Source organism: Rothia nasimurium (genome assembly GCF_014217215.1).
GTDB lineage: Bacteria > Actinomycetota > Actinomycetes > Actinomycetales > Micrococcaceae > Rothia > Rothia avistercoris.
On record NZ_CP056080.1, the window covers coordinates 2021312 to 2045541 of the forward strand.

The 24230-nt window shown below is 62.5% G+C and carries 18 protein-coding genes, 1 pseudogene and 1 riboswitch; of the genes and pseudogenes, 7 read left to right on the top strand and 12 right to left on the bottom strand.

Going from position 1 to position 24230, the window contains the following annotated elements:
* Positions 1-2 precede the first annotated feature (2 nt).
* The gene (locus HWU94_RS09200; protein WP_185173464.1) at positions 3-455 is read right to left on the bottom strand and encodes a hypothetical protein; all 453 of its coding nucleotides are present in this window, start codon (positions 453-455) and stop codon (positions 3-5) included.
* A 71-nt stretch (positions 456-526) separates the two neighbouring features.
* Between HWU94_RS09200 and HWU94_RS09205 the strand changes: the two genes are divergently transcribed.
* On the top strand, positions 527-1237 hold the full coding sequence (locus HWU94_RS09205; RefSeq protein ID WP_185173465.1) for a GntR family transcriptional regulator: 711 nt from the start codon (positions 527-529) through the stop codon (positions 1235-1237).
* A gap of 83 nt (positions 1238-1320) precedes the next feature.
* On the opposite strand, the gene HWU94_RS09210 is transcribed toward HWU94_RS09205, so the two are convergent.
* From HWU94_RS09210 to HWU94_RS09220, 3 genes are all read right to left on the bottom strand, one after another.
* The gene (locus HWU94_RS09210; RefSeq protein ID WP_185173466.1) at positions 1321-2199 is read right to left on the bottom strand and encodes a bifunctional methylenetetrahydrofolate dehydrogenase/methenyltetrahydrofolate cyclohydrolase; all 879 of its coding nucleotides are present in this window, start codon (positions 2197-2199) and stop codon (positions 1321-1323) included.
* 2 nt (positions 2200-2201) lie between these two features.
* Complete coding sequence (gene glyA / locus HWU94_RS09215) at positions 2202-3485, bottom strand: serine hydroxymethyltransferase (RefSeq protein ID WP_185173467.1); 1284 nt, start codon at positions 3483-3485, stop codon at positions 2202-2204.
* 250 nt (positions 3486-3735) lie between these two features.
* Positions 3736-4284, bottom strand: a complete 549-nt coding sequence (locus HWU94_RS09220; RefSeq protein WP_244955951.1) for a TetR/AcrR family transcriptional regulator — start codon at positions 4282-4284, stop codon at positions 3736-3738.
* 230 nt (positions 4285-4514) lie between these two features.
* Here HWU94_RS09220 and HWU94_RS09225 point away from each other — a divergent pair, with 230 nt between their 5' ends.
* Positions 4515-6215 carry a substrate-binding domain-containing protein gene (locus HWU94_RS09225; protein ID WP_185173469.1) on the top strand — a complete coding sequence of 567 codons (1701 nt, stop codon included), beginning with the start codon at positions 4515-4517 and terminating at the stop codon, positions 6213-6215.
* Between the two features lie 202 nt (positions 6216-6417).
* Here the strand turns inward: HWU94_RS09225 and purH are convergent, their stop codons facing one another.
* Both purH and purN read right to left on the bottom strand, forming a co-directional pair.
* Positions 6418-8025 (bottom strand): bifunctional phosphoribosylaminoimidazolecarboxamide formyltransferase/IMP cyclohydrolase, encoded by a 1608-nt coding sequence (purH, locus tag HWU94_RS09230; protein WP_185173470.1) that lies wholly within the window; start codon positions 8023-8025, stop codon positions 6418-6420.
* Between the two features lie 117 nt (positions 8026-8142).
* Positions 8143-8712: a phosphoribosylglycinamide formyltransferase gene (gene purN / locus HWU94_RS09235; RefSeq protein ID WP_185173471.1), complete on the bottom strand. Its 570-nt coding sequence runs from the start codon at positions 8710-8712 to the stop codon at positions 8143-8145.
* A 111-nt stretch (positions 8713-8823) separates the two neighbouring features.
* On the opposite strand from purN, the gene HWU94_RS09240 reads away from it, so the two are divergent.
* On the top strand, positions 8824-9237 hold the full coding sequence (locus HWU94_RS09240; RefSeq protein WP_185173472.1) for a hypothetical protein: 414 nt from the start codon (positions 8824-8826) through the stop codon (positions 9235-9237).
* Positions 9238-9467: 230 nt separating this feature from the next.
* On the opposite strand, the gene HWU94_RS09245 is transcribed toward HWU94_RS09240, so the two are convergent.
* A complete protein-coding gene (locus tag HWU94_RS09245; protein WP_185173473.1) occupies positions 9468-11351 on the bottom strand; it encodes a DUF6350 family protein in 1884 nt (627 codons plus the stop codon).
* Positions 11352-11463: 112 nt separating this feature from the next.
* Here HWU94_RS09245 and HWU94_RS09250 point away from each other — a divergent pair, with 112 nt between their 5' ends.
* The gene (locus tag HWU94_RS09250; protein ID WP_185173474.1) at positions 11464-12237 is read left to right on the top strand and encodes an SDR family oxidoreductase; all 774 of its coding nucleotides are present in this window, start codon (positions 11464-11466) and stop codon (positions 12235-12237) included.
* Between the two features lie 53 nt (positions 12238-12290).
* On the opposite strand, the gene HWU94_RS09255 is transcribed toward HWU94_RS09250, so the two are convergent.
* Positions 12291-12722 carry a plasmid stabilization protein gene (locus tag HWU94_RS09255; protein ID WP_185173475.1) on the bottom strand — a complete coding sequence of 144 codons (432 nt, stop codon included), beginning with the start codon at positions 12720-12722 and terminating at the stop codon, positions 12291-12293.
* A complete protein-coding gene (locus HWU94_RS09260; RefSeq protein ID WP_083091505.1) occupies positions 12719-12934 on the bottom strand; it encodes a nuclease PIN in 216 nt (71 codons plus the stop codon). The genes HWU94_RS09255 and HWU94_RS09260 overlap by 4 nt, the downstream gene beginning before the upstream one ends.
* A 35-nt stretch (positions 12935-12969) precedes the next feature.
* Positions 12970-13097, bottom strand: a riboswitch (SAM riboswitch).
* A 150-nt stretch (positions 13098-13247) separates the two neighbouring features.
* Between HWU94_RS09260 and HWU94_RS11535 the strand changes: the two genes are divergently transcribed.
* Both HWU94_RS11535 and HWU94_RS09270 read left to right on the top strand, forming a co-directional pair.
* The gene (locus HWU94_RS11535; RefSeq protein ID WP_244955952.1) at positions 13248-16937 is read left to right on the top strand and encodes a DEAD/DEAH box helicase; all 3690 of its coding nucleotides are present in this window, start codon (positions 13248-13250) and stop codon (positions 16935-16937) included.
* A gap of 2 nt (positions 16938-16939) precedes the next feature.
* Positions 16940-18256: an MFS transporter gene (locus tag HWU94_RS09270; RefSeq protein WP_185173476.1), complete on the top strand. Its 1317-nt coding sequence runs from the start codon at positions 16940-16942 to the stop codon at positions 18254-18256.
* On the opposite strand, the gene HWU94_RS09275 is transcribed toward HWU94_RS09270, so the two are convergent.
* The 3 genes and pseudogenes from HWU94_RS09275 to HWU94_RS09285 form a co-directional block, all read right to left on the bottom strand.
* Positions 18253-19086 (bottom strand): aldo/keto reductase, encoded by an 834-nt coding sequence (locus HWU94_RS09275; protein ID WP_185174846.1) that lies wholly within the window; start codon positions 19084-19086, stop codon positions 18253-18255. The two genes, HWU94_RS09270 and HWU94_RS09275, sit on opposite strands and share 4 nt — an antisense overlap.
* A 123-nt stretch (positions 19087-19209) precedes the next feature.
* Positions 19210-20019: pseudogene (locus tag HWU94_RS09280) on the bottom strand (aldo/keto reductase); the annotation flags it as partial.
* 112 nt (positions 20020-20131) lie between these two features.
* Positions 20132-22498 (bottom strand): Tex family protein, encoded by a 2367-nt coding sequence (locus HWU94_RS09285; RefSeq protein ID WP_185173477.1) that lies wholly within the window; start codon positions 22496-22498, stop codon positions 20132-20134.
* 249 nt (positions 22499-22747) lie between these two features.
* Here HWU94_RS09285 and HWU94_RS09290 point away from each other — a divergent pair, with 249 nt between their 5' ends.
* The gene (locus tag HWU94_RS09290; RefSeq protein WP_185173478.1) at positions 22748-24199 is read left to right on the top strand and encodes a hypothetical protein; all 1452 of its coding nucleotides are present in this window, start codon (positions 22748-22750) and stop codon (positions 24197-24199) included.
* Positions 24200-24230: the final 31 nt, after the last annotated feature.

Here is a 24230-nt window from a genome sequence, read left to right on the forward strand (position 1 = left end):
GTTTAGGCCCCTTCACGGGCCAGTTCCATACCGTTCTTAGCGGTGAAGTTAATGGTGTCGATAGCGCGATCAATCATGTCGCGGGAGTTTTCGTCGTTGACCTCAAGCTGCTCAGCAATCACCTTTGACTGCACCAGGCAAATCTGGAAAGAGTGGGCGAGCTTCTCGGTGTGCACATCAGACTCGTACTCGGCGCGCTTCACGGCGTGCTCCTCGTAGGCCTTGCGCTGGGCCACCAGGGTGCGGTTGACGTTCACTAGAAGGTAGGCTGCGATACCCAGCCAGGCTGCGATAATACCGGCCAGAATCCAACCCAGCACCGACTCCTCGCGGGCTGACTGGACGATAGCCCAGGCCAGCAGGGCAACGAGAATTGCCATGCCGATGCCCGCCCCTATCAGGACGACCTTGGTGTTCTGCTCTTGTGCTGTTTTTTCTGAACCGTTCGACTGCATGACCTCTATTATGTCAAAGGAAGCCAGGCCGCGCTGAATCGCAGGCCCAACTTAAGCGTAAAGTGGGGTACATGATGCCCTCATCACGTGAAACGAAGTACCATCAGGTCGCCCAGCTCATCGAAGAGCGCTATATCTGCCCGGCCGATGAGAACATGCCCCTGCCCACAGAACGGCAGCTGCAGGATATCTTCTGCGTCTCACGCGACACCGTCCGCCGGGCCCTACGGGAACTGGCTGACGCCGGCCTTATCTACCATGTGCAGGGGTCAGGTACCTACGTTGCCCCGCGCAAGCACCCAATGCGGGCGCCGTCCTTGCGCTCTTTCACAGATGACATGGCAGCGCGAGGCCATCGCCCCCACTCCCTCACCCTCACCTGCCACCTCATCGAGGCGCCGCTGGCGGTTCAGCGCGATTTGAATCTGGACGCCGGTGCCAAGGTGATTCAGATTCAGCGGCTGCGGCAGGCGGACGGCTCCCCTATCGCTCTTGAAACCGCCCATTTCCTGCCCGAGGCCTTCTCCCATGTGGAGCCCGAGCTATCTGCCTCGCTCGATGCCCAGATGCGGGCGTCCGGCTTCCAAGTGGAAACCGCAACCGTGCGGGTGGTAGCAACCAACCTGACCCAGGCAGAAGCAGCCCGGCTGGGGGTTCCCCTCGGGGCGGCCGCCTTACGCGTTGAAAAAGTGGGCTACACCGTGCGCGGCCTGCCCGTTGAAAGCACCCAGACCCTCTACCGGGGTGACCGCTACGACTTTGAGATAGAGGTCAAGAGGTAGTTCTTTTTCCGTGAGTGCATACGAGAATCGCCGAGTGCATACACTCTTGGTAGGCACTCGGCGATTCTCGTGGACGCTTTAGCTTAGGCAGCCTGGCGTTCTGCGGTTTCTACCACGTTGACCAGCAGCATAGCGCGGGTCATGGGGCCCACGCCGCCGGGGTTGGGTGAGTACCAGCTGGCCTTAGCTGCGGCCTCGGGTGAGATGTCGCCGGTCAGCTTCTTCTTGCCGGTCTCGGGGTCCTCGATACGGGAGACACCAACATCGAGCAGGATAGCCCCGTCCTTGACCTGATCAGCCTTCACGGCGTGGGCAACACCCACAGCGGCCACGATGATATCGGCATCGCGCAGGGCTGCACTGACATCCTCGGTGCCGGTATGCACCAGGGTGGCGGTGGAGTTGACGTCCTTGCGGGTCAGCAGCAGACCCAGGGGGCGACCTACGGTAATACCGCGGCCCAGCACAGCAACCTTCTTACCCTTCCAGGAGATACCGTGGCGTTCCACCAGCTCAATCACACCGTTAGGGGTGCAGGGCAGGGGCGAGTTCAGGGGTTCACCCACATTGAGGACGAGGCGACCCAGGTTCATGGGGTGCAATCCGTCGGCGTCCTTCTCGGGGGCAATCTTCTCAAGAACGCGATTGGTATCGATGTGCTTGGGCAGGGGCAGCTGAACGATGTAGCCGGTGCAGGCCGGGTCGTTGTTCAGCTTTTCGAGCTCAGCTTCAAGCTCTTCCTGGCTGATGGTCTCGGGCAGCTCCACCTTGATGGAGGCAATGCCAACCTCGGCGCAGTCGCGGTGCTTGCCGCCCACGTAGGAGCGGGAGGCCGGGTCATCGCCCACCAACACGGTCGCCAGGCCGGGGGTAACACCCTTTTCTTTCAGGGCGACGACGCGTTCGGCCAGTTCTTTTTTGATTTGGGCGGCGGTAGCGGTGCCGTCAAGAATCTGCGACATGTTTACCACTCCTCGATACCGGAGTAGAGGGGGAACTTCTCGCACAGGGCGGTGACGCGCTCGCGCTGGGCTGCGACGTCGACGCCGGGCTTGAGGGTTTCGGCGATGATGTCGGCAACTTCGGTGAAGGCTTCAGCATCGAAGCCGCGGGTTGCCAGGGCGGGGGTGCCGATGCGCAGACCGGAGGTAACCATGGGCGGACGGGGGTCGTTAGGCACTGCGTTACGGTTGACGGTGATACCGGCTTCGTGCAGCAGATCTTCTGCCTCACGGCCGTTGATTTCGGCGTCGCGCAGGTCAACCAGGACCAGGTGAACGTCGGTGCCACCGGAGATGACCTTAACGCCGGCCTCTGCCATGTCGGCCTGGTTCAGACGGTCAGCCAGAATCTTGGCGCCTTCGAGGGTGCGGGCCTGGCGGTCCTTGAACATGTCGGAAGCAGCAATCTTGAAGGCGGTAGCCTTACCGGCGATAGCGTGCATGAGGGGGCCGCCCTGCTGGCCGGGGAAGACAGCCGAGTCGATCTTCTTCTTCAGGTCCTCAACACACATGATGAAGCCGGAGCGGGGGCCTGCCAGGGTCTTGTGGACGGTGGAGGACACCACGTGGGCGTGAGGGACGGGGTTGGGGTGCAGGCCAGCTGCGACCAGGCCAGCGAAGTGGGCCATATCAACCCAGAGGTAGGCACCGATTTCGTCGGCGATAGCGCGGAAGGCTGCGAAGTCCAGCTGACGGGTGTAGGCTGACCAACCGGCGATAATGACCTTGGGCTTCTCGGCCAGGGCCAGTTCGCGGACCTCGTCCATATTCACGCGGCCGGTTTCTTCGTCCACGCCGTAGGCAACAACCTCGTAGAGCTTGCCCGAGACGTTGAGCTTCATACCGTGGGTCAGATGACCGCCGTGGGCCAGGGACAGGCCCATAATCTTGTCGCCGGGGGTCAGCAGGGCGTGCATGACGGCGTTGTTGGCCTGCGCGCCGGAGTGGGGCTGTACGTTGGCGTGGTCGGCACCGAAGAGGGCCTTGGCGCGGTCGATAGCAAGCTGCTCCACCACGTCAACAAATTCGCAGCCGCCGTAGTAGCGGCGGCCGGGGTAGCCTTCGGCGTACTTGTTGGTCAGAACAGAGCCCTGAGCTTCAAGCACAGCGCGGGGAGCGAAGTTCTCTGAAGCAATCATTTCGAGGGTGTTCTGCTGGCGTTCCTGCTCGTGCTGAATAGCTTCAGCAACCTCGGGGTCTACCTCGGCCAGGGGCAGGTTGGTGACGTTGGGTGAAAGGTTGGTCATGCCACTTCCTTGAGTATGGTGGATCAGTTTCTTCTGCTTATCTGTACGAGGGGATACAGAAGATCACGTGATGCTTTAACCGAGCGGCGCGTGTGAGCGCACTCTACTTTTAAGTGTATGTGACCTAGCTAGCGAGAGCCCGCTGCCCCGGCAGATTTGAGACAATTTTCAGGTTTTTACCCTCCCCCGCTTTTAAGCTGCGCGGACGCCGGTGAGCTGCTCACCGGCGTCCGCGCAGGAAAAAGGGAGGCTAGGCCTGCCGCAAAATAGTGCGGGCAAATTCAAAGTAGCTTTCGGCGTTAAAGTCGCGCATGGTACTGGCCTGCACCACAAATCCGGTCAGCACAGACAGGACCGCCGAGCCCAGCATCTGTAACCAGGTTTCTAGCTCCGAGGGGGAAAAATCTAGTTCTGTCACAGCCCAGGCCCGGTAGCTCGCCACCACGCGGGAACGCAAGAGGCCCAGCTGTTCATCAACAACCTCAGCGACCTCAGGTACCGTCACGGCCTCCCCCCAGGTAATCGCCAAAAACCGCGTCAGCTGCTCATCGGCCTGCAAGGTCACCAGACAGCGTTCCACAAACTCCCAGGGCAGCTCATCGCTACGCACCTCAAACTGAGAGAGATCTACCCGGGCAGCCGCAGCCATAATCTCTGTTTTCCCCGAGAAATGGTTATAAATCGCCCCTGCAGATAAGCCCGAGGCAGCAATCACCTCGCTCATCGACGCCTGCTGATACCCCTTCTGCATAAACACAGCGCGGGCAGCCGCAACAAGCTCGGCACGACGGGAACGCATATACTCTTCACTGACTTTCGGCACCCTCCCATTTTAAAGCACAGCAGCCCACCACCACCGTCCTATAAACCCCGTCACCAACACCCCTTTCTTGCTACACTAAAGGGCGAACCAGCGGCACTACCCAGCAGTAGTTAGCCGCGCATGCGAGTACCTCATCAGTCGCACCTGCTGAGGGACCCCCGCTCGCACACCCCACCACACAGCACTAGGGAAGAGGCACCCACCCCATGGTGAACACCGCCAAATCGCGCCGTCAAGAGCGTATTGAGAAGCAGAAGAAGAATAGCCGCAAGTGGATTGCCACCGGCGCTGCAGCCGTCATTTTGCTCTGCGGCGGCGCTATCGCCTACACCAACATCACCTCTGATAGGGAACAGTCAACGACCAGCGGCCAGACCGTTCCGGCTGCCTGCTCAACCACCCAGGCCGTCACCGTAGCCACCACCGAACCTATGGCAGCAGCGCTGAAGGCTATGCCCGTGGACGAGGGCACCTGTATCACCCTCGACATCACCACCAATAAGACCGCCAGCGATGTACTCACCGAGTCAACCAGCGGCACAGCAACCACCAACCTCTGGATTCCTGACTCCACCACCCGCGCTGAGCTGGCCATGAGCGAAGCCAACACCGGCCTGACCCCCCTTGCTGAGTCTCTTGCCCAGACTCCCGGCGTCATCGTGTCAGAAGATAACACCAGCTACGGCACCTGGCTCGAAGCTCTCAAGGCTGAAGGCACCCTCAGCATGGGTGACCCCAAGGAGGACTCCGGTGCTTTCGCGGCCCTGCTCGGCGGTATCTCTGAGGCGTCAGCGGGTACCGTTAGCCTTGAGGACCTCACCAGCGGCACCGCCCTGCGTGCCCAGAGCATCGGTGTTACTGAAGCCGCCCAGAGCGCTACCGAGTTGCTGACCGATGTGGATAACGGCACCAAGGACGCCGCAATCGTCACCGAAGCTGACTACGCTGCTTACGCTTCAACCCACGCAGATTCCGGGCTGACCGCAGCTGTACCCGGCGATGGCTCTTTTGCCCTCAACTACCCCCTCTACCAGGCGTCCTCTAGCAACAACACCACTATCGATGAAGCCGCCCAGCAGATTATTGACTTTATGGGCAGTGAGGACGGCAAGAAGGCCCTAACAGCTGCCGGTTTACGTGGGGCGGACGGCCAGGAGCTAGAAGGCGAGTACAGCGTCGGTAGTTTTGCTGCGCTGACCCCCAGTAACCAGGACGTGCTCACCCAGGTCTGGACTTCTTACTCCCTGCAGTCTGCGCCACTGAATGCTCTGGTTGTGCTCGACGCATCAGGTTCCATGCTGCTGCCGGTAGCTGGTACCGGCAAGTCCCGGATGGATATCACCGTTGAGTCGGTGCTGGCAGGTTCCCAGCTCTTCCCGGCCCGCGATTCTATGGGCCTGTGGAAGTTCTCCCGTGACCTCACCCTGCCTGACGGTTCTGTTTCTGACTACCAGGAGCTGGTACCCGTGCGCGGCTTTGAAGAAACTGTAGACGGGAAAACCCAGCGGGTGCTCCTGCAGGAGGCTGGCTCAGGTATCGCCGCGACCATTGACCCCAACGGCTTCACTGCCCTCTACGACACCACCCTGGCTGCCTTCCGCTCCGCTAAGGAGAACTACGACTACGGTTCGGTAAATGCCGTGATTGTACTGACCGACGGTGAAAACTTTGATGATGGTTCAATTAGCCAGGAAGATTTGATTTCTACCATTCAGGCTGAGCAGGACCCTGCTAACCCGGTCTTCATCATCATGATCGGTATCTCTGAGGACGCCGACATGAACGCCCTGACCACCATCGCCCAGAGCGTCGGCGGCGAGGCCCATATGGCGTCTTCCCCCACCGACGTGCAGCGCATCTTCACTGAAGCCCTCACCGGCGTCTCGGACGCAGCTGCGCAGCAGTAGGGTTCTTCACATAGCACGATAAAAGTCCGCCCCTCCGTACGTGGAGGGGCGGACTTTTTACTGCGGATTATTAGTTCTACCAGAGGCGGAGCGAATATACCGGAGCCAGCTGGCTGGGGCTGGCGTGAATTGGGCGAGCGCCCAGCGCGAGCCCAAGAGGGTCAGCTGGCGAAGGTATATTCGCTCCGTCGTGCTGAAAAGCTTAGTGGAAGAAGTGACGAGCTCCGGTGAAGTACATAGTCACTCCTGCTTCCTTGGCGGCAGCGATAACTTCTTCATCGCGGATGGAGCCGCCGGGCTGCACGACTGCGCGGACGCCGGCGTCCAGGAGTACCTGGAGGCCGTCGGCGAAGGGGAAGAAGGCATCTGAGGCTGCGACGGAGCCGCGGGCGCGTTCTGCGCCTTCTGCAAGGGTGTTGGCGCGTTCGACGGAGAGGCGGCAGGAGTCAACGCGGTTAACCTGGCCCATGCCGATGCCGACGGCAGCTCCGTCGTTGGCGAGCAGGATGGCGTTGGATTTGGCGGCGCGTAGGGCCTTCCAGGCGAATTCGAGGTCGGCGAGGGTGGCTTCGTCTGCGGCATCGCCGGCGACGAGCTGCCAGTTTTCGACCTTGTCACCGTCGGCGTGCAGGCGGTCGGCGTCCTGGAAGAGAGCGCCGCCGGAGACCTGGCGGTATTCGATGGTATCGCGGGCGAAGCCTTCGGGTAGCTGGAGGATGCGCAGGTTCTTTTTGGTCTGCAGGATTTCCAGGGCTTCGGGGGCGTAGGAGGGGGCGATGATGACTTCGGTGAAGATGCCCTTGACGGTTTCTGCCATGGCTGCGGTGACTTCGCGGTTGGCTGCGATGACGCCGCCGTAGGCTGAGAGGGGGTCGCAGGCGTGGGCCTTGGCGTGGGCGTCGGCGATGGGGTCGGCTGCGTCTGCTGCGCCGACGGCGATGCCGCAGGGGTTGTTGTGCTTGATGATGGCGACGGCGGGTTCGTCGAAGTCGTAGGCGGCGCGCAGGGCGGCGTCGCCGTCGACGTAGTTGTTGTAGCTCATAGCTTTGCCGCCGAGCAGTTCTGCCTGGGCGATGCCGGGGGTTGCGGCGGGGTCGACGTAGAGGGCGCCTGCCTGGTGGGGGTTTTCGCCGTAGCGCAGGGATTCGGAGCGTTCGAAGGCGAGTCCGGCGAAGGGGGGCCAGTAGTTGGTGTCTTCGTCTTGTTCGAACTGGGCTGCGGTCCAGGTGGCGACGGCGGTGTCATAGGCGGCGGTGTGGGCGAAGGCGGCGGACGCCAGGCGGCGGCGTTCTGCCAGGTTGAAGCCACCGGCCTTGGCGGCTTCAACGACCTGGCCGTACTTGGCGGGGTCGACGACGATGGCTACGGCGTCGTGGTTCTTGGCTGCTGCGCGCACCATGGAGGGGCCGCCGATGTCGATTTTTTCGATGATGGCGTCCTGGTCTGCGCCGGAGGCTACGGTCTCAACGAAGGGGTAGAGGTTGATGACGACCAGGTCGAAGGCCTCGATTTCCATGTCTTTGAGGGTGTCGATGTGTTCCTGCTTGCGGCGGTCTGCCAGGATGCCGGCGTGGACGCGGGGGTGCAGGGTTTTGACGCGGCCTTCGAGGCATTCGGGGAAGCCGGTGATGTCGGAGACTTCGGTGACGGGGACGCCGGCTGCGGCGATGGTGGAGGCGGTTGAACCGGTGGAGACCAGGGCTACCCCGGCTTCGTGTAGGCCGCGAGCGAGGTCTTCTAGCCCGGTCTTGTCATAGACAGAGATAAGGGCGCGTTTGAGAGGTAGGCGGTCGAGCTCAATGAGACTCACAGATGTTCTCCGTTTCGTATGCCGGCGAGGGTACCGGCAGGTTGTTACCTGAGTGTGAGTCGCTTTATCTGGAGCCCCGACCCTAGGCCCAGCCCCGGGGTGGGGCTACATCTAGGGTTAGGCGGTGGGCTCTTGCGCCAGGGAGGCTATGGTGGCTACCAGGAGTTGGCGTTCTTGCACTTTGATACGTTCGTGCAGGCTCTCTTCGGTGTCACCGTCAAGAACGGGAACGGCAGCCTGGGCCAGGATAGGTCCGGTATCAACTCCCGCGTCGACCAGGTGGACGGTCACACCGCTGATTTTGACTCCGTGGGCTAGGGCATCACGGACGCCGTGGGCTCCTGGGAAGGACGGGAGCAGAGCCGGGTGGGTATTAATGATGCGCCCGGTGAAGCGTTCCACAAGCTGAGCATCGACAATCCGCATGAAGCCGGCAAAGACAATGTAGTCGGGGGCGTAGCTCGCTATTTTTTCTTCCAGCGCCCGGTTCCAGTCGGCGCGGGTGGAGAAGTCCGCAGGTTCTACAAGGAAAGTTTCAATCCCGGCACCCTGGGCTCGTTCTATGCCCAGGCAGGGCTTATCGGCTCCTACCGCCACGATATCGGCGGTTAGCTGACCATCTGCAACGGAATCGAGAATGGACTGTAAATTTGTGCCCGAGCCGGACACCATCACCACAATGCGCATACAGAAAAGTTTATCGCATGCGAGCGCCAACACACTGCCGCGTTTTCATGCTGAGACACCGGTAGTTTGCGCTGTTCGAGGCTGGTGGCAGGGCGCGGTAAGGTGGTAGGTATGTCTGACACCGTGCGTCCTTCTGCCCAGCTGCCCTCTGATCGTGTGCTTGAGAATATCAAGGTGTGGTCCCGCCTGTCGTTTTTGGCGATGGTTGCTACGGTGGCTAGCACCTCGTACCCGGGCTGGTTTGCCGCGGTAACAGCGGCCCTGGCGGTGCTGACCTTCACTCTTGCCGCGGTGACCCTGGTAAAAATGGTGGGGGCTAAGTTTCCCGCTTTTTCGGTGGTGCTCATGATCATGGTGATGCTCTGGTCGCTCTTTTTGGGCTTCGCCGCGCTGGTTCAGCTGATTTTTGTGGACGCCACCATCGCCTACGCGGAGTGCCTGCAGCAGGCTATGACCCTGAGCCGCCAGCAACAGTGCACCTCGCAGATGAGCGACGGCCTGCTGCAGCAGCTCATGGGACAGTAGCTTTCTAAGTCTTAATTCGAGTAGAGGTATACCAGGCTCGCAGCGAAGCTGCTGGCTCGATGAAGTGAGCGGGTGCGAGCGCGCGAGCACACAGGAGCGAACGGAATCCGCCGTTAGGCGGGGCGTGAGGGTCAGGCTTGCGCCTATTCCGCCCGCAGATTTATTTCCTCGCGCGCTCGGAATCTGCTGGGCTTCATCCAGCGTGAGCCTGGTATACCTTTATCTATCTTTTACTGAGCTTCAGTTTCCTTACCCGTACCTTCTGCCAGCTCTTCAAGTCGTTTTTGGCGGCGGGCACGCAGGGACTTAGGACGCTTCACCACGGGCCGGAAGGGCACAGCGGGTTCTTCAGTTTCAGTCTCGGGTGCAGCCGTTGCTTCTGCTTCGCTAGATGCGGTATCTGCAGCTTCGTTTTCAGGCACTACTTCCTCAGTCTCAGGAGCAGCTTCATCGCTCTCGGCTGGCTCATCACTTTCGGCGGGCTCATCGCTCTCGGCGGGCTCATCACTTTCGGCGGGCTGGGCCTGCTCACGGTCAGCCATGATGCGGGCCAGCGCCAGCGCAGCGGCGCCCTTCTCGCTGGAAGCCGCAACCGACCCGCCCTCAGCGGGGGTCTTGCCAACGGCGTCCTGACTCTCTAGCTCACCCGGTTCTGCGTCTACCTGCTCGGCGGCATCCGGCTGGACGGCGTCCGGCTGGGCGGCGTCCGGCCGGTTAGCCCCAGCTTTTTCTGCCTTACGCTCAGCGCGGGCCGCTGCCTTCTGAGCCTTGGCCTCGGCGCGGGCTGTGCGCTTCTGCTCGCGGGTGGGCTTGGCCTGGGCAAAGCGCTCCAGTTCACCGGAGGTGTCGCGCACCAACAGGTGGGCAAGGCCCAGCCCCAGCATGGTGCCGGCCGCCAGCAGCACGGCAGAGAACGCCCCAAAGATGAGGGGGTTCGGGCCGATAGCCGTGAAGCGGCCCAGCCCCAGCGACCCGTTAGCGGCCCAGCCCAGCAGGGTGGTCAGCAGGAAGGTCGGCAGCAGGGTTAGGACGGCAAGCCCCAGAGTAGAGAGGGTCCAGGACAGCCAGCGGAAGCGAATCTTGAGGGAAAGCCACTCGTCAAAGTGGTTTTCGCCTTCGCGGAAGAACCACCAGCCGCCCAGGGCACCTGCGGCTAGGGGCACGGCAAGGGCCAGGTAGCCCCAGGGTTCGGACGCGTGCGGCAGCGCACCCAGCACCGGCAGGGAGGGCATGACCCCCACGTTGGTGCCGGTCAGGTCAACGGAGGTGCCGGTGCCCAGGGCAAAGCCTGCGCCGGAGCTCCACGCCATGGAGTAGACCACCAGGTTCACGAGCAGACCCAGCTGCAGCAGGGTTAGGGCTAGGCCGCCGACGGCACCAGCGTGCAGGGTCTGATAAAGGGAGACCACGTCGTCCCAGTGCCAGAAGAGGGTGACGACCAGCAACAGGGCGCCACCGGCTACAAAGGCCAGTACGCCCACCAGGGCCGCCCTCAGCAGGGCCCAGACGTAGGAGCCTGCCCAGCGGGAATACTGACTGAATTTCTTCACCCAGTCGGCCGCGTTCACACCGATCATGGCGGCTAGCGAGCGCGATTCGGCGTACCCGCCCAGGATGATGCCCAGGGCAGCTACCCAGAGGGGTACCAGGGCGGCAAGGACGGGTGAGGTTGAGAAGAAGTCGTTGGTGGACAGCAGGCTCACCCCGGCGCCCACCACGGCGTAGGCGAGAAGACCACCGGCCAGGGGTTGCCAGAACTGGCCCTCGTAGCTGGCGCGGGCCAGGCGGCGGCCGGAGCGGTAGCAGAGGGCTAGGGGGATCAGCGTGAGGCCCAGGGGTACCAGGCTCATGGTTCCGGTCACCGCTGAGAAGACCCCCTGCTCGGGGATATTCATGTTCAGGGGCACGCCGTGAACCAGCAGCCACAAGTGCCCGGCCACAGAGACAGCACCGGCTAGGGTACCGCTGCTGTTGAAGCCGTTGGTGTACCAGACCGCCACCAGGAGCAGGACGACGGTGAGGTAGGAGGCCAGCGCCACGAGGGCAAGTTCAACTGAGCCCTGCAGCCACAGGGGCATAGGGAGGGAACGTTTGGGGTGAGCGGTGGTATTCATCGTCTTTCATCATGTCATGTTTCTCTGTTGTGTGCCTGATGACGCCGGTATACAGGGTAAGAGTGCGGTGAAGATAACCGGGCCAACTCGCCCCGGCGGTAGAGTGGGAGCCATGAGCAGTGAAACTTCGTATGTGATGATTACCGGCGCTTCGGCAGGTATCGGCGCCGAGTTTGCCCGCCAGTATGCAGTAGCCGGGTACAACCTGGTACTCACCGCCCGGCGGGCCAAGGCTCTAGAAGACCTAGCGGGCCAGCTGCGCGACAGGTTCGCGGTGGACGTTGAGGTAATCCCTGCCGATTTGCTGGTGGAGCAGGATGTCGCCCGCCTGGTTGAGCGCCTACAGCAGGTTGAGCACCCCGTTGAGATACTGGTCAATAATGCGGGTTTTGGGCTCGGCAAGAGCTTTGATGCAGCGCCCGTAGAACGCCACCTAGACCAGGTCGATGTGCTGGCCAGGGTTCCGCTCCAGCTCATGCACACAGCGATTGTTGCCATGCTGCCGCGCGGGCGGGGCCGCATTATTAACGTCGCCTCGGTGGCAGCCTTTACCCCCGGCGGAACCTACTCGGCAGTTAAATGTTTCCTGGTGGTGGCCTCAGAATCCGCCCACCTGCAATATTCGCACCGGGGTATCCATGTGACAGCCCTATGCCCGGGTCTAACCCGCTCGGAGTTCCACGACGCCATGGGCCAGGGCGAGCCCCGCCTACCGGGCTTCTTATGGCTGAGCCCCCAACGGGTTGTTGCCGAAGGTATCGCTGCGGTCACGGCAGGTAAGCCGATCTGTGTGCCGTCCTTACCCTACAAACTAACGGTCGCAGCCGCACGGGTGCTACCCCGCCGGCTGGTGGCAGCCGCAATAGCAAGAACGCGAGATTACTAAAGGTTTTGCAGGCTCACGCTCGCTGTGAGCCTGTGGAACCTATGTTGCGGGCTCTAGTCTTCCCAGGGATCCACCGCCGGGACGCCCCAGGACTTATAAATCTCGGCCTTGCCCGAAATAATCTCAAGCTGGTGGACGGTCGCGGTGGCAGCCATCAGACCCTCAAGGGCTGCTGTGGCGAGGGGGGCGGGGCGCTGCCCACCCACCAGGTGAAGGTGCTTCTCGGCGTGGCGTCCGGCCCACTCCAGTGATACCTTCGCATCGACTTCTAGTACGTGAGAGTCGAAGCGGTCCATGAGCTCAGCGAGCCAGCGTTCGGTTTCTGGGTAGGGGTAAAGCCCCTTGAGTTCACCGAGGCTGAGCACCGAGATGTACATGGTGCGGTAGGAGCGGCGGCGCAGGCAGTTCACTACCTGCGGGTGCGGGGTGGCCTTGCGGATTTCAGCAAGGACATCGGAATCGAGAAGCAGACCTACCTGGCTCATGCAGCTTTCAGAACACCGTACTCAGTTGCAGGGATACCGCTGGGGTTGGGGGCCAGCAGGAAGTTGAGGAATTCGCTGCGCTCGTTGGAGATGCGGGTGTAGTCCTGGATGCTCATTGCGGTGTAGCCGCCGCGGGCGGGTACAGAGGCAGCAGAGATGTTCTTCTGAACGGTGATGTGAGGACGGTGGGCGTGAGGTCGAGCGTTTGACATGCCGTCGTTGCGCGTAAAGTGCGCATTCCTTTCGAAACTTGCTCTTGCCTGCACCAAACAGCGCCGAAATGCGCGATGCAGACCGCTTCGTCATCCGAGCCACCCGTGAACATGGGGTTGGCGTTCAACCAAAGTCGGAGCTTGACAGTTGAATCTCTTGAAGCTGGTAAAAGCATAACCCGCTGTTGGCGCTTCTGTAAACACCGGTCTCAGAAATTTTTCTTACTGTGACGAACCAGCCCGTAGGCGCTGTGGGTAAGGCGGTGCGATACGCTAGAAGACTAGGTATTTGCTCTGTTGTGAAGGTGTGCCTGTGTCTACTTCTTTCCCTGAAATCCCGGTGACAGCCCCCGCCATTATTCGGCAGGTGGGCTCTGGTGCCTACACGCGGGGGCAGCGGTATATGCGGGAGGGTAACGTTATTCGTTACACCTATGACGAGCAGGCGCGGGTTCTGGAGGGGCAGGTGGCTGGCTCGGGTTCTGCCCCCTACACCGCGCGGGTGGCTTTCCCCGCGGAGGTCACCGCGGGATCCTATGCTTTTTCGGCGACCTGTTCCTGCCCGGTGGCCCACAACTGCAAGCATGCGGTGGCGCTGATGTTGACCGCAATCGACCGTACGGCCAAGGCCAAGCGGGCTATGACGGCGTCCTCAAGTACCTGGAAGACCACAGCGAGCACCGACGAGAAGGTGCAGGAAATCCTGGAGATGGCCGATACTGTGGGCCTGCAGCGGGCTGCGGATCTGCTGCGGGAACACCGGGGCGAGCAGGCGAGCGCCGGTACCGAGGAGCAGGCGGACGCCGGTGCTCGGGCTGGGCAGTCCCTGCCGGCTTGGCGGCGGTCCCTGGCCCATTCTCTTGCTGCCCGCCCCAGCTACGATAGCCGCAATCACCGGGTGACCGGTGCCCTTGATGTGCGTCTGGTGGTGCCCGGTAAGTACGGGTGGACCAAGAACATCGGGGCGCCCCGTGTGTCGCTTGAAGCGCGGCCCCTGATGATGGGGGCCCGCGGCAAGTGGATTAAGGGCGGTTTGAGCTGGGAGAAGTTTTCGGGCTCTGCCGCAGGGTCGGCTGGAACCGGTCTGCTCCCCGAGCACGCGGCCTGGTTCAATGAGTTTTACGCGGTGATTCGGGGTTCCCAGTCCATCTATTCCTCCCACCGCGACTGGGCTTCTATCTCAAATGTGGATTCTTCCCTGCTCTGGCAGATGCTGGAATCTGCTAGCGAGGTGGGTCTGTCTGTCCTCTTAGACGGCAAAGAAACCGGCCTGGCTATCGCGAGCGCTCCCCAGGTTGAACTGGCCCTTGAACCGGTACCCGAGCGGGGGTCTTCCGCCGATGCCCTGCGCCTGACTCCCCTGCTCCGCTGGGGGGCCTACACCCTGCCCGCTAGTTTTACCCACAAGCTGGGCAGTAACCGGCAGGGCTTTATCGCTCTGGGCGGGGCGGCCCAGGAGGCCTATGTGAAGGCTGCGACCGCTGCCCGCTGGGACTCCACCCTGCCCTCGGCTCTTGCCCAGGCTGAGGACGTAGCGCCCGCGGACCGCCCCTCCTGGCTCGCTGCCGACTCCGAGCTGGTGCTCATTCCCTTAGCTGAGCCGCTGGATGCGGTTGCCGAATCCCTGATATCCGGTGAGCCGGTCACTGTGCCTGCTGCCGACGTCCCCGCCTTCTTTGCCGACTATTACCCTGCCCTCACTCGGGCCCTGCCCATCTCAACAAGTAGCGAAGAGCTTGAGCTGCCTGCCGTCCGTATGCCCACCCTGGTGCTGAGCATTGCCTTTGACGAGCCGGGCCCGCCCTTCACCGCCCACACCGCCTGGCACTGGGAGTACCCGGTCAACCCCACCGGCGACGACAGCGACTTTCTGAGGCTCGATGCCCTGGGCTACCCCGGCGAAGACCGGGCCGATGTGCGCGATACCGCCCACGAGTACCGGGTGCTCAAAGAGGTTAAAAAGATTCGCCCCGGCGTGCCCTTCACCCGCCACTACACCGAGAACTGGGGCACCCGCACCCTGCTCGAAACCTATGTGCCCGACTACGAGCAGGTTGAGGGTGTGCGGGTTGATATCAGGGGCCCGAAACCTGAGTTCCGTGAGCTTGACGAAGCCCCCGAAATTATCGTGACGGTGGACGACACCCGCCGCCGAGACTGGTTCGGGCTGGGCGTCGCTATCAAGGCCGGGGACTGGCATGTGGCCTTCTCAGAGGTCGTTGCTGCCCTGGCCAAGGGCCAAACCCACCTGCTCCTGGGCAACGGCCAATACTTTGCCCTTGACCGGCCCGAATTCATGAAATTACAAGAGCTGTTGCGCGAAGCCGCCCAGCTCACCGATAAAACCGGGCCGCTTGAAATCAACCGCCACCAGGTGGGCCTGTGGGAGGAACTCGAAGAGCTCGCCGCCGAAACCCAGACCGTAGCCGCCTGGGACGAGCAGGTTTCGGCCCTGCTCAACCTCGATGGCCACTCCCCCGCCGAGGTGCCCACCGGCCTACAGGCCACCCTGCGCCCCTACCAGGTGGAGGGCTACCAGTGGCTAGCCTTCCTCTGGGAGCACGGCTTAGGCGGCGTGCTGGCCGATGATATGGGTCTGGGCAAGACCCTGCAAACCATCGCCCTCTTCCTGCATGCCCAGGAAAAGGGGCAGGACGCCGCCGGTCAGCTGGGTGGGGCGGAAGCCGGGGCAGACGCGTCCGCCCCCTTCCTGGTGGTTGCCCCCACCTCGGTGGTGCCCAACTGGGTGCGGGAAATCAAACGCTTTGCGCCCTCCTTACGGGTTGTCGGCGTTGAAGAGTCGGTACGGAAATCTAAACAGCGCCTGGCCGATACCATCGCCTCAGCCGACGTGGTGGTGACCAGCTACGCCCTCTTCCGCATCGATGAAGAACACTACTTTGACCTAGGAAGCCAGCAGCCCTTCGAGGGGCTGGTGCTCGATGAAGCCCAGTTCGTCAAAAACGCTAAGACCAAGGCCCACCAGGCCGCCCGCTACCTGCCTGCCCGCGTCAAGATTGCGGTAACCGGCACCCCCATGGAGAACAACCTCATGGAGCTGTGGTCCATGTTCTCCATTGCCGCCCCCGGCCTCTTCCCCTCCGCCCGCGCCTTCAAGGACGTCTACGCCACCCCCATCGAATCCGGTGAAGAAACCAAGGCCCTGGGCAGACTGCGCCGTCGCATCCGTCCGCTCATGAAGCGCCGCACCAAGGAACTCGTGGCCGCCGACCTGCCCGAGAAGACCGATATGCGCATCGATGTGCCCCTGGCCCCGGCTCACCGCCGGGCCTACGACACCCACCTGCAGCGCGAGCGCCAGAAGATCCTGGGCCTGCTGGAAGACATCGACAAGAACCGCTTCACCATCTTCCAGTCCCTCACAACCCTGCGCCGCCTGGCACTGGATGCCACCCTGATTGATGCCGAGCGTTACGCCGGGGTGGAGTCGTCCAAGCTGGACTACCTGGAGCAGAACCTGCCCGAAATTATCCACGACGGCCACCGGGCCCTGATTTTCAGCCAGTTCACCGGCTACCTCAAGAAGGTCGCAGGCAGGCTCTCTGACATGGGGATTCCCTTCCTCTACCTGGACGGCTCCACCCGCAACCGCGGGGAGCTGCTCGAAGAATTCGAGTCGGGCACCGCTCCCGTCTTCCTGATCTCCCTCAAAGCAGGCGGCTTCGGCCTGAACCTGACCAGCGCCGACTACTGCTTCATCATGGACCCCTGGTGGAATCCGGCTGCCGAACAGCAGGCCGTTGACCGTGTGCACCGCATCGGGCAGACCAAGAACGTCATGGTCTACCGCCTGGTCTCAGCGAGCACCATCGAGGAGAAGGTCATGGAACTCAAAGAATCCAAGGCGGCCCTCTTTGACGCGGTGGTCGATGAGGGGGCCTTCTTTGCCTCCCAGCTCACCGCAGCCCAGATACGCGACCTGCTGGCTGCCCCAGAACCGGACGCCGGGCAGGGCACCGCCTCAGAGAAGACAGGAGAGTAGCCATGGGCAAGATTCTCATGGACTTCACCCCGCTCACCTACTCCCCCGATTTCAGACGCATCTGGCTCGGCGGGCTCTTCTCAACCATCGGCTTTGCCATCACCAGCGTGGCAATCGCCCTCGAAATTTACGCGCTCACAGGTTCCGCCGGGGCCGTGGGCCTGGTGGGTCTGGTATCGGTAGTGCCCCTGGTCATTGGCGGGCTCTACGGTGGTGTGATCGCCGACCGCTACGACCGGCGCAAGGTCGCCCTCACAGCCACCCTCGGCATGTGGGGCGTCACCGTACTCATCGCCCTACACGCCTGGCTCAACATCCACAGCGTGGCGGTACTCTACGCCCTCATCGCCGCAGAATCCCTGCTCCAGCCCATCAACCAGTCAGCCCGTGGGGCCATTATCCCCCGTCTCATCAAACCCCGCCTGCTCCCGGCAGCCAACACCCTCATGATGTCGGTAGGCACCCTGGGCATGAGCACCGGGCCCCTTATCGGCGGCCTGCTCGTAGCCTCCGTCGGCTACCAACTCACCTACTCCATCAACGTTTTCGCGATGACCGTTGGCATCTGGGCCCTCTACAGGCTCCCGGCCATGCTCCCGGAGCAGAGCGGGGCGGCGCGTCCGTCCGTCCTGACCTCAATCCGCGAGGGGCTGGGGTTCGTGCGGCGCAACACGGTCGTGGGCATGACCTTTGTGGTGGACCTACTCGGTATGTTCTTCGCCCAGGCCCGCCCGCTCATCCCGGCGCTGGCCGCCCTGACCTTCGGCGGCGGTGAAGCCGGAGCCGGCCTGCTGCTAGCTGCCGGCCCCGTGGGTGCCCTGCTGGGGGTGTCTTTCTCTGGCTTCCTCAAGGACGTCCGCCGCCAGGGGCGCTTCCTCACCCTCAGCTACACCGGGTGGGGGCTGGGCTTTATCGCCTTCGGGCTTATCGCCTGGGCTTATGAAGGGCGCCTGCCCAGCGCCTCCATCGCCGAAAATCTGCTGCCGCTCAGCCTGGCTTTTGCGGCGCTGGCTTTCATGGGCTGGGCAGACGCCCTGGGGTCGGTCTACCGCTCCACCATTATTCAGGTAGCCACCCCCGACGCCCTGCGCGGACGCCTACAGGGGCTCTTCATCATCACGGTTGCGGGCGGCCCCAACCTGGGCATGGCCTTTGTAGGCGGTGCCGCCGAGCTGGTGGGCGCCCCCTTAGCTGCGGTTATCGGCGGAACCCTGGTGATGGTCACCATCGCCCTAGCAACACTGGCGGTACCTACCCTCTGGCGCTACGTACCAGAGCCTATCCCCGAAACACGGCAGCAGCCTATCGTTGACTCCTAGAAGTCGATATCTGCCGGGTCGGGGCCGATACGGCCTTCGGCCGATGAGAGCGCGTCAATCTTTGAAACCTCATCGCCGGTCAGGGCCACCTTCAGGGACTCGAAGTTAGAGACGATACGCTCGGGGGTAACCGACTTGGGGATAGCCACGATACCGTGGGCTCGGTGCCAGGCCAGCACAACCTGGGCGGGGGTGGCGTCATGAGCCTTGGCAATTTCGCCAATCACGGGGTTATCCAGCAGGTCGGAGCGGTTGCCCAGGGGGCTCCATGCCTGGGTGACAATGCCAAGTTCTGCGTGGACCTCGCGCAGGTTTTCCTGGGCGAAGTAGGGGTGCAGCTCAATCTGGTGGATAGCGGGCACGACGCCGGTTTCGGCGACGATTTCACGCAGCTGCTCTTCGGGGAAGTTAGAGACGCCGATGGACTTGGCCTTGCCCTGCTTCTGCAGTTCGATGAGGGCCTTCCAGGTCTCGGTGTAGAGACCCTGGGAGGGCTTAGCCCAGTGAACCAGGAGCAGGTCGACGTAGTCGGTGCCCAGGCGGGCCAGGGACTCGTCCGCCGCCTTAAGGGTCTGCTCGTAGCCCTGGTCGTCGTTCCAGATCTTGGTGGTGAGGAAAACGTCCTCGCGAGCTACGCCGGAGTCAGCAATTGCCTTGCCGGTGCCTTCTTCATTGCCGTAGATTTTGGCGGTGTCGATGTGGCGGTAGCCGGCTTCAAGGGCCAGGCCGACGACCTTTTCGGCGGTGTCGTTTTCTACCTGCCAGACGCCGTAGCCCAGCTGGGGGATGCTGTTGCCGTCGTTGAAGGTAAGAAGGGGTGACTCAGTCATAGTTTTTCCTTTCGAGTATGCACGGTCACACCCCTCTCTAGTCCGCTCTTCTGTTAGCCCCCTAGCCTGTTCGGTAGGGGTGAACGTGCGCCGGTCGCTGTATTCGGGGGCGCCCAGGTCACCTTCGGCAGGGTCTCCGCCGAGACGGTGGTTGCGGTGCAGGGCTTCGATAGCCGCTATCTCGTCAGGGGTTAGTTCCGTGCCCTGCACCGCCAGGTTTGAGGCCATGCGGGCGGGTGTTTCGGTCTTGGGGATAACCACGTTACCTACGGCCAGGTGCCAGGCCAGTACCAGTTCGGCTACCCCGATACCGCGTCCGCCTGCGAGCTCTTGCAGGGCGGGGTCGGTCAGCACCAAGCCGTTGCCGAGAGGGCTCCAGGCTTCGGTGAGGACGCCGCGGGCTGAGTTTTCTGCCCGCATACTGGTTTGGGTGAGGTAGGGGTGCAGTTCAATCTGGTTGACTGCCGGGGTGACGCCGGTGTCGCCGATGATCTGGTCAAGCTGGGTGTCGGTGAAGTTGGAGACGCCGATGGAGCGTACCAGCTCGCGCTCGCGCAGCTCAACCAGGGCTTCCCAGGAGGCCCGGTAGCGACCAAGACCGGGCTGGGCCCAGTGGATGAGGTAGAGGTCGAGGTAGTCCAGACCCAGAAGTTCCAGGGATCGTTCGGCCGCTTCGATAGCGGTGTCGTAGCCTTGGTCGGTATTCCAGAGTTTGGTGGTCACGAAGAGCTCAGCGCGGGGTAGGCCAGATTCAGCCAAGGCCTGCCCCACTCCCGCTTCATTCTTGTAGATGGTGGCGGTGTCGATGTGACGGTACCCGGTGTCGAGGGCGGTTGCTACTGCTGCTGCGGTGGCAGCCGGTGCGATACGGCAGGTACCAAAGCCCAGTTGGGGAATGCTGCGGCCATCGTTCATGGTCAGAGACAGGTTCATGGTGAGGTCCTTTGCTGTGGAGAATGCAGGGGCGGGGTGCGGTGGCAGCCAGCTGGCTCGGAGCTGGCCTTTAGGGGGCTGGTTGCAGCCGTACCCCGCCCTGCCGTTTTGACTAGCGGCGCCGGCGTCCGCTCGTCTTGCGGGCCTTAGGTTCTGGCTCTTCGAGGAGTAGGGAGAGGGAGATGCGTTTACGGGCGGGGTCGGCCTCAACCACACGGACCTGCACAATGTCGCCAGATTTGACGATGGTGTGGGGGTCGGAGACGAACTCGCGGCTCATCTGCGAGACGTGCACCAGGCCATCCTGGTGCACACCGATGTCGACGAAGGCGCCGAAGGCCGCGACGTTGGAGACGGTTCCTTCAAGAATCATGCCGGGGGCAAGGTCGGCGATCGTTTCGATGCCCTCTTCGAAGCGGGCGGTGCGGAAGGTGGGGCGGGGGTCGCGGCCGGGGGCAGAAAGTTCGGTGATGATGTCGGTGATGGTGGGGATGCCGACGGTGGCTGTGGTGAAGTCACGCGGGTTGAGGGCAGCGAGGGCGTCTGCGCTGACTTTGCCCTGGGTGAAGCCGCCGGCTGCGGCCACAATCTTGCGGGCAAGGTCGTAGGATTCGGGGTGTACGCCCGAGGCGTCCAGGGGTTCACTGCCGTCGGTGATGCGAACGAAGCCGGCTGCCTGCTCGAAGGCCTTGGGGCCGAGGCGGGGCACCTTGAGCAGGTCGGTGCGGCGGGTGAAGGGGCCGTGCTCGGTGCGGTAGGCAACGATATTTTCGGCGATGGTCTTGTTGAAGCCCGCCACCCGGGCAAGAAGAGCCGGGGAGGCTGAGTTGACGAGTACGCCCACAGCGTTGACGGAGTCTTCGACCACGCCGTCGAGGGCGCGGGTGAGGGCAGCCGGTGAAACATCGTGCTGGTACTGGCCGACGCCGATGGATTGGGGTTCGATTTTGACCAGTTCAGCCAGGGGGTCTTGCAGGCGGCGGGCGATAGAGACCGCACCGCGCAGGGAGACATCCATGCCGGGTAGTTCGCGGCTGGCCAGCTCTGAGGCTGAGTAGACGGAGGCTCCCGCTTCGGAGACCACCACTTTTTCAAGACCCCGGTAGCCGTTAGCCGCGCACTGTTTGATGAGGTCGCTGGCGAGCTTGTCGGTTTCGCGGCTGGCGGTTCCGTTGCCGATAGCAACCAGTTCTACACCGTGGGTGCGCACCAACTGGGTGAGGGTATCGAGGGACGCCTGCCACTGGTTTCTGGGGGCGTGGGGGTAGATGACGTCGGTGGCCAGCACCTGACCGGTCTGCCCGATGACAGCGACCTTAACGCCGGTGCGTAGCCCGGGGTCGAGCCCAAGGGTGGTGCGGGAGCCAGCGGGTGCTGCCAGCAGCACATCGCGCAGGTTCGAGGCGAAGACGGCGATGGCGTCCTTTTCCGCCTGTTCGAAGAGGGAGGTTCGGGCTTCTGCGGCGAAGCGGGGTAGTAGGCGCTGACGCCAGGCGATGCGCACGGTCTTGGCTAGCCAGCCAACGACCATAGTTTCGTCAGAGACCATGTTGAGTACCTGGGCTCCGATCCCCAGGGTCTCAGCCACGGTGCGTTCGTACCAGCTGCGCTCCCGATCGTATTCTTCGGCCAGAATTTCGGCAGCTTCGCGGGCGGCACCCTTGAGGGAGGACTTGGCCGGGGGCAGCACGTCCACATCGAAACTGACCTTAACGGCGCCTTCTTTTTCGGCGCGGAGCAGGGCCAGCACCCGGTGGGAGGGGATGCGGCGGATCTCTTCGTTGAACTCGAAGTAGTCGCTGAACTTGGCACCGGCGTCCTGCTGACCGGGAATCAGGCGGGAGGTGATGACGCCGCGGCGTACGAAGCGCTGGCGGAGGGTTTCGGCCAGGGCGGGGTCGGTCATGGCCTGCTCAATCAAGATGGCCCGGGCCCCGTCTAGGGCGTTATCGACCGATGCAACGGTAGCCTCAACGGTTCCGGGTTCGGCATCGGCTAGTTCAGGTTCGACGTAGGCATCAGCGATATCGGCGGTGGGGGCGAAGGGAACTTCAAGCAGGTCTTCAACCAGGGAGTCCAACCCGGCCTCACGGGCAAGAAAAGCCAGGGTCTTGCGCTTAGTCTTGTGGGGGGCGTAGAGCACTTCGAGCTCATTTTTAGTCGGGGCGGACGCCAGCGCGGCGGCCAGCTCGTCGGTGAGCAGGGCGCGTTCGTGGAGGGTCTGCACAATGGCTGCCCGGCGCTCTTCGAGTTCCCGCAGGTAGCGCAGGCGTTCGGCCAGGCTACGCAGTTGAGCGTCGTCGAGCCCGCCGGTGGCTTCCTTGCGGTAGCGGGCGATGAAGGGCACGGTGGCCCCGTCATCGAGCAGGGCTATGGCTGAGCGCACCTGGTCGGCCCGGGCGCCGAGTTCTACAGCGATACGTTCCTCGATAGGAGGAAGGGGGGTGTGGGAGTCTGCTACCGAGCCTGCATGTGTCATAGTTTCTAGTTTCTCATACCGGTTTTGCTACCGGGATCAGCAGGGCAGACCGGCCAGGGGTGCAGCCCAGCGGCTCAAGGTCCCAAGCCGGGCGCGGGCATCCGTTCATCTGCGTGTAATAGTTGCGCTTGCAGTGGTCAGAGAGGGGTAACACCCCCTAAAGTGGTGCTACAGGGTATTCTAGGACCGGTCTAGGCATGCCTACCACCCCAAACACAATCTTGTATCACCTTGCTTTGGAGAACCACCGTGCCAGAGGCAACCGACCTTACCTACACCGATTTCTGCGAACGCTACGATTCCCTGCTGAGTGGGCTAGCGCGCATGGGCTGGACCTCCTCTGAAGCTGTACACCGTGCGTCCGTTCTCTACCCCGACATCGACCGCGATTTACTGGATCAGGCAGTTCACTCCGGCCGCTGGCTCTTTGGCGGCGGCCAGGGGCAAACCCACTCAAACGTACTCATGGCATCGGCTATCTGGTATGCGGTAGCTGTCAGTTATGATCTTGAGCCCGACTACGAGTACGCTGCTGTAGGCCTTGACCCCACCATCATCCAGGATCTTCCGCGCATGCTTGAGTCCTTTGCGGTGCCTTCTGACGCGATTGCCGGTGTCGTTGGGCGCATTGGTGCTGCCCTCAAATACATGGCAGAGCTCCCCTATACCCTGCTCGAGGAGCAGGCCTACGATGACTTCCTCGCCAACCTGCCGCAGGAGATTGCCCATATCTCTCGCGGGGATTTCTCGTGGCCCCCGTCCCGCGCACTGATTGAAGACCGCCTGGGAGATCGTTCCTGGCCGAAGGCCCTGCTGAAGGTGGGAGTCTGGCCGCCGGACGCTGAAGATCAGGGCATTAAACTCGGGGCCAGCACCCTGAGCGAGCGCACTTTCCGTAATACCCTGGGCGAGTTCCTGAACTACTGTATTCGCTACGATCGCAAGCCCTCGGTGCTGCTCTACGGCAGCTGGGCTGAAGACCCTGCCCGGAGCGGACGCGTGCCGCGTCTGGGTGCGGTTCGAGCCAAGTACGGTTCCTGGCACCTGGCCCTGCAGGCTGGCCGTCAGATGCTTAACGATGCCCTGGCTATGGGGGGCTCACCTGCCCTACCCGCCAGATTTGTCGCCCAGCCCCCCGTGGACCCCACTGAGCCTCTCAACATCGAAGATATCCAGGCCCAGGGTATCGGCGTGGTGCGGCCCAAGCCCCTGACCGACAGCGAGCGCTCGGCCCTCGCCTGGCAGGGGCTGATGTCGGTGATGGAGCAGCGCCTGGAAGAGCTGCCCTGGAGTCTTTCCCTGCGCATGTACTACATCTCACCCGAGGTAGTGGCTACCGGGGACTACACCAACTACGTCAGTATTCTGCGCTCCCCTGCCGGGTACTTCTGTGAGCTGACCTCACCCGAAGAGTTTGACCTGATTGAGGTAGAGCTCGATACGGAGTTTCTGGAGGGAGCAGGCTGGAGGACGCCCGCAGCGGGCGGACGCTGGACCCGCAACTTCCTGTCGGTGCAGGACGCCGCGCACGGCATTATTGAGGCCATGCGCAAGGGTATGGGCTGTGATCACTCCGATTATTTCCAGTCGGATGACCCCACAGGTAGCTCCGCGGCCAATATCGCCCACCCCAGTACCGGGTCTATCCCCATGGTGCCGGTGACCGGCAGCGGCTATGCGGTGATTGAGGATTTTAACTAAGACACCCAGCTTGCGGGGCTAGAATAGGTGG

Coding starts and splice junctions, on each gene's coding strand:
- HWU94_RS09200 (WP_185173464.1), bottom strand. CDS start 455: ATGCAGTCGAACGGTTCAGAAAAAACAGCACAAGAGCAGAACACCAAG.
- HWU94_RS09205 (WP_185173465.1), top strand. CDS start 527: ATGATGCCCTCATCACGTGAAACGAAGTACCATCAGGTCGCCCAGCTC.
- HWU94_RS09210 (WP_185173466.1), bottom strand. CDS start 2,199: ATGTCGCAGATTCTTGACGGCACCGCTACCGCCGCCCAAATCAAAAAA.
- glyA (WP_185173467.1), bottom strand. CDS start 3,485: ATGACCAACCTTTCACCCAACGTCACCAACCTGCCCCTGGCCGAGGTA.
- HWU94_RS09220 (WP_244955951.1), bottom strand. CDS start 4,284: ATGCGTTCCCGTCGTGCCGAGCTTGTTGCGGCTGCCCGCGCTGTGTTT.
- HWU94_RS09225 (WP_185173469.1), top strand. CDS start 4,515: ATGGTGAACACCGCCAAATCGCGCCGTCAAGAGCGTATTGAGAAGCAG.
- purN (WP_185173471.1), bottom strand. CDS start 8,712: ATGCGCATTGTGGTGATGGTGTCCGGCTCGGGCACAAATTTACAGTCC.
- HWU94_RS09240 (WP_185173472.1), top strand. CDS start 8,824: ATGTCTGACACCGTGCGTCCTTCTGCCCAGCTGCCCTCTGATCGTGTG.
- HWU94_RS09245 (WP_185173473.1), bottom strand. CDS start 11,351: ATGAATACCACCGCTCACCCCAAACGTTCCCTCCCTATGCCCCTGTGG.
- HWU94_RS09250 (WP_185173474.1), top strand. CDS start 11,464: ATGAGCAGTGAAACTTCGTATGTGATGATTACCGGCGCTTCGGCAGGT.
- HWU94_RS09255 (WP_185173475.1), bottom strand. CDS start 12,722: ATGAGCCAGGTAGGTCTGCTTCTCGATTCCGATGTCCTTGCTGAAATC.
- HWU94_RS09260 (WP_083091505.1), bottom strand. CDS start 12,934: ATGTCAAACGCTCGACCTCACGCCCACCGTCCTCACATCACCGTTCAG.
- HWU94_RS09270 (WP_185173476.1), top strand. CDS start 16,940: ATGGGCAAGATTCTCATGGACTTCACCCCGCTCACCTACTCCCCCGAT.
- HWU94_RS09275 (WP_185174846.1), bottom strand. CDS start 19,086: ATGACTGAGTCACCCCTTCTTACCTTCAACGACGGCAACAGCATCCCC.
- HWU94_RS09285 (WP_185173477.1), bottom strand. CDS start 22,498: ATGACACATGCAGGCTCGGTAGCAGACTCCCACACCCCCCTTCCTCCT.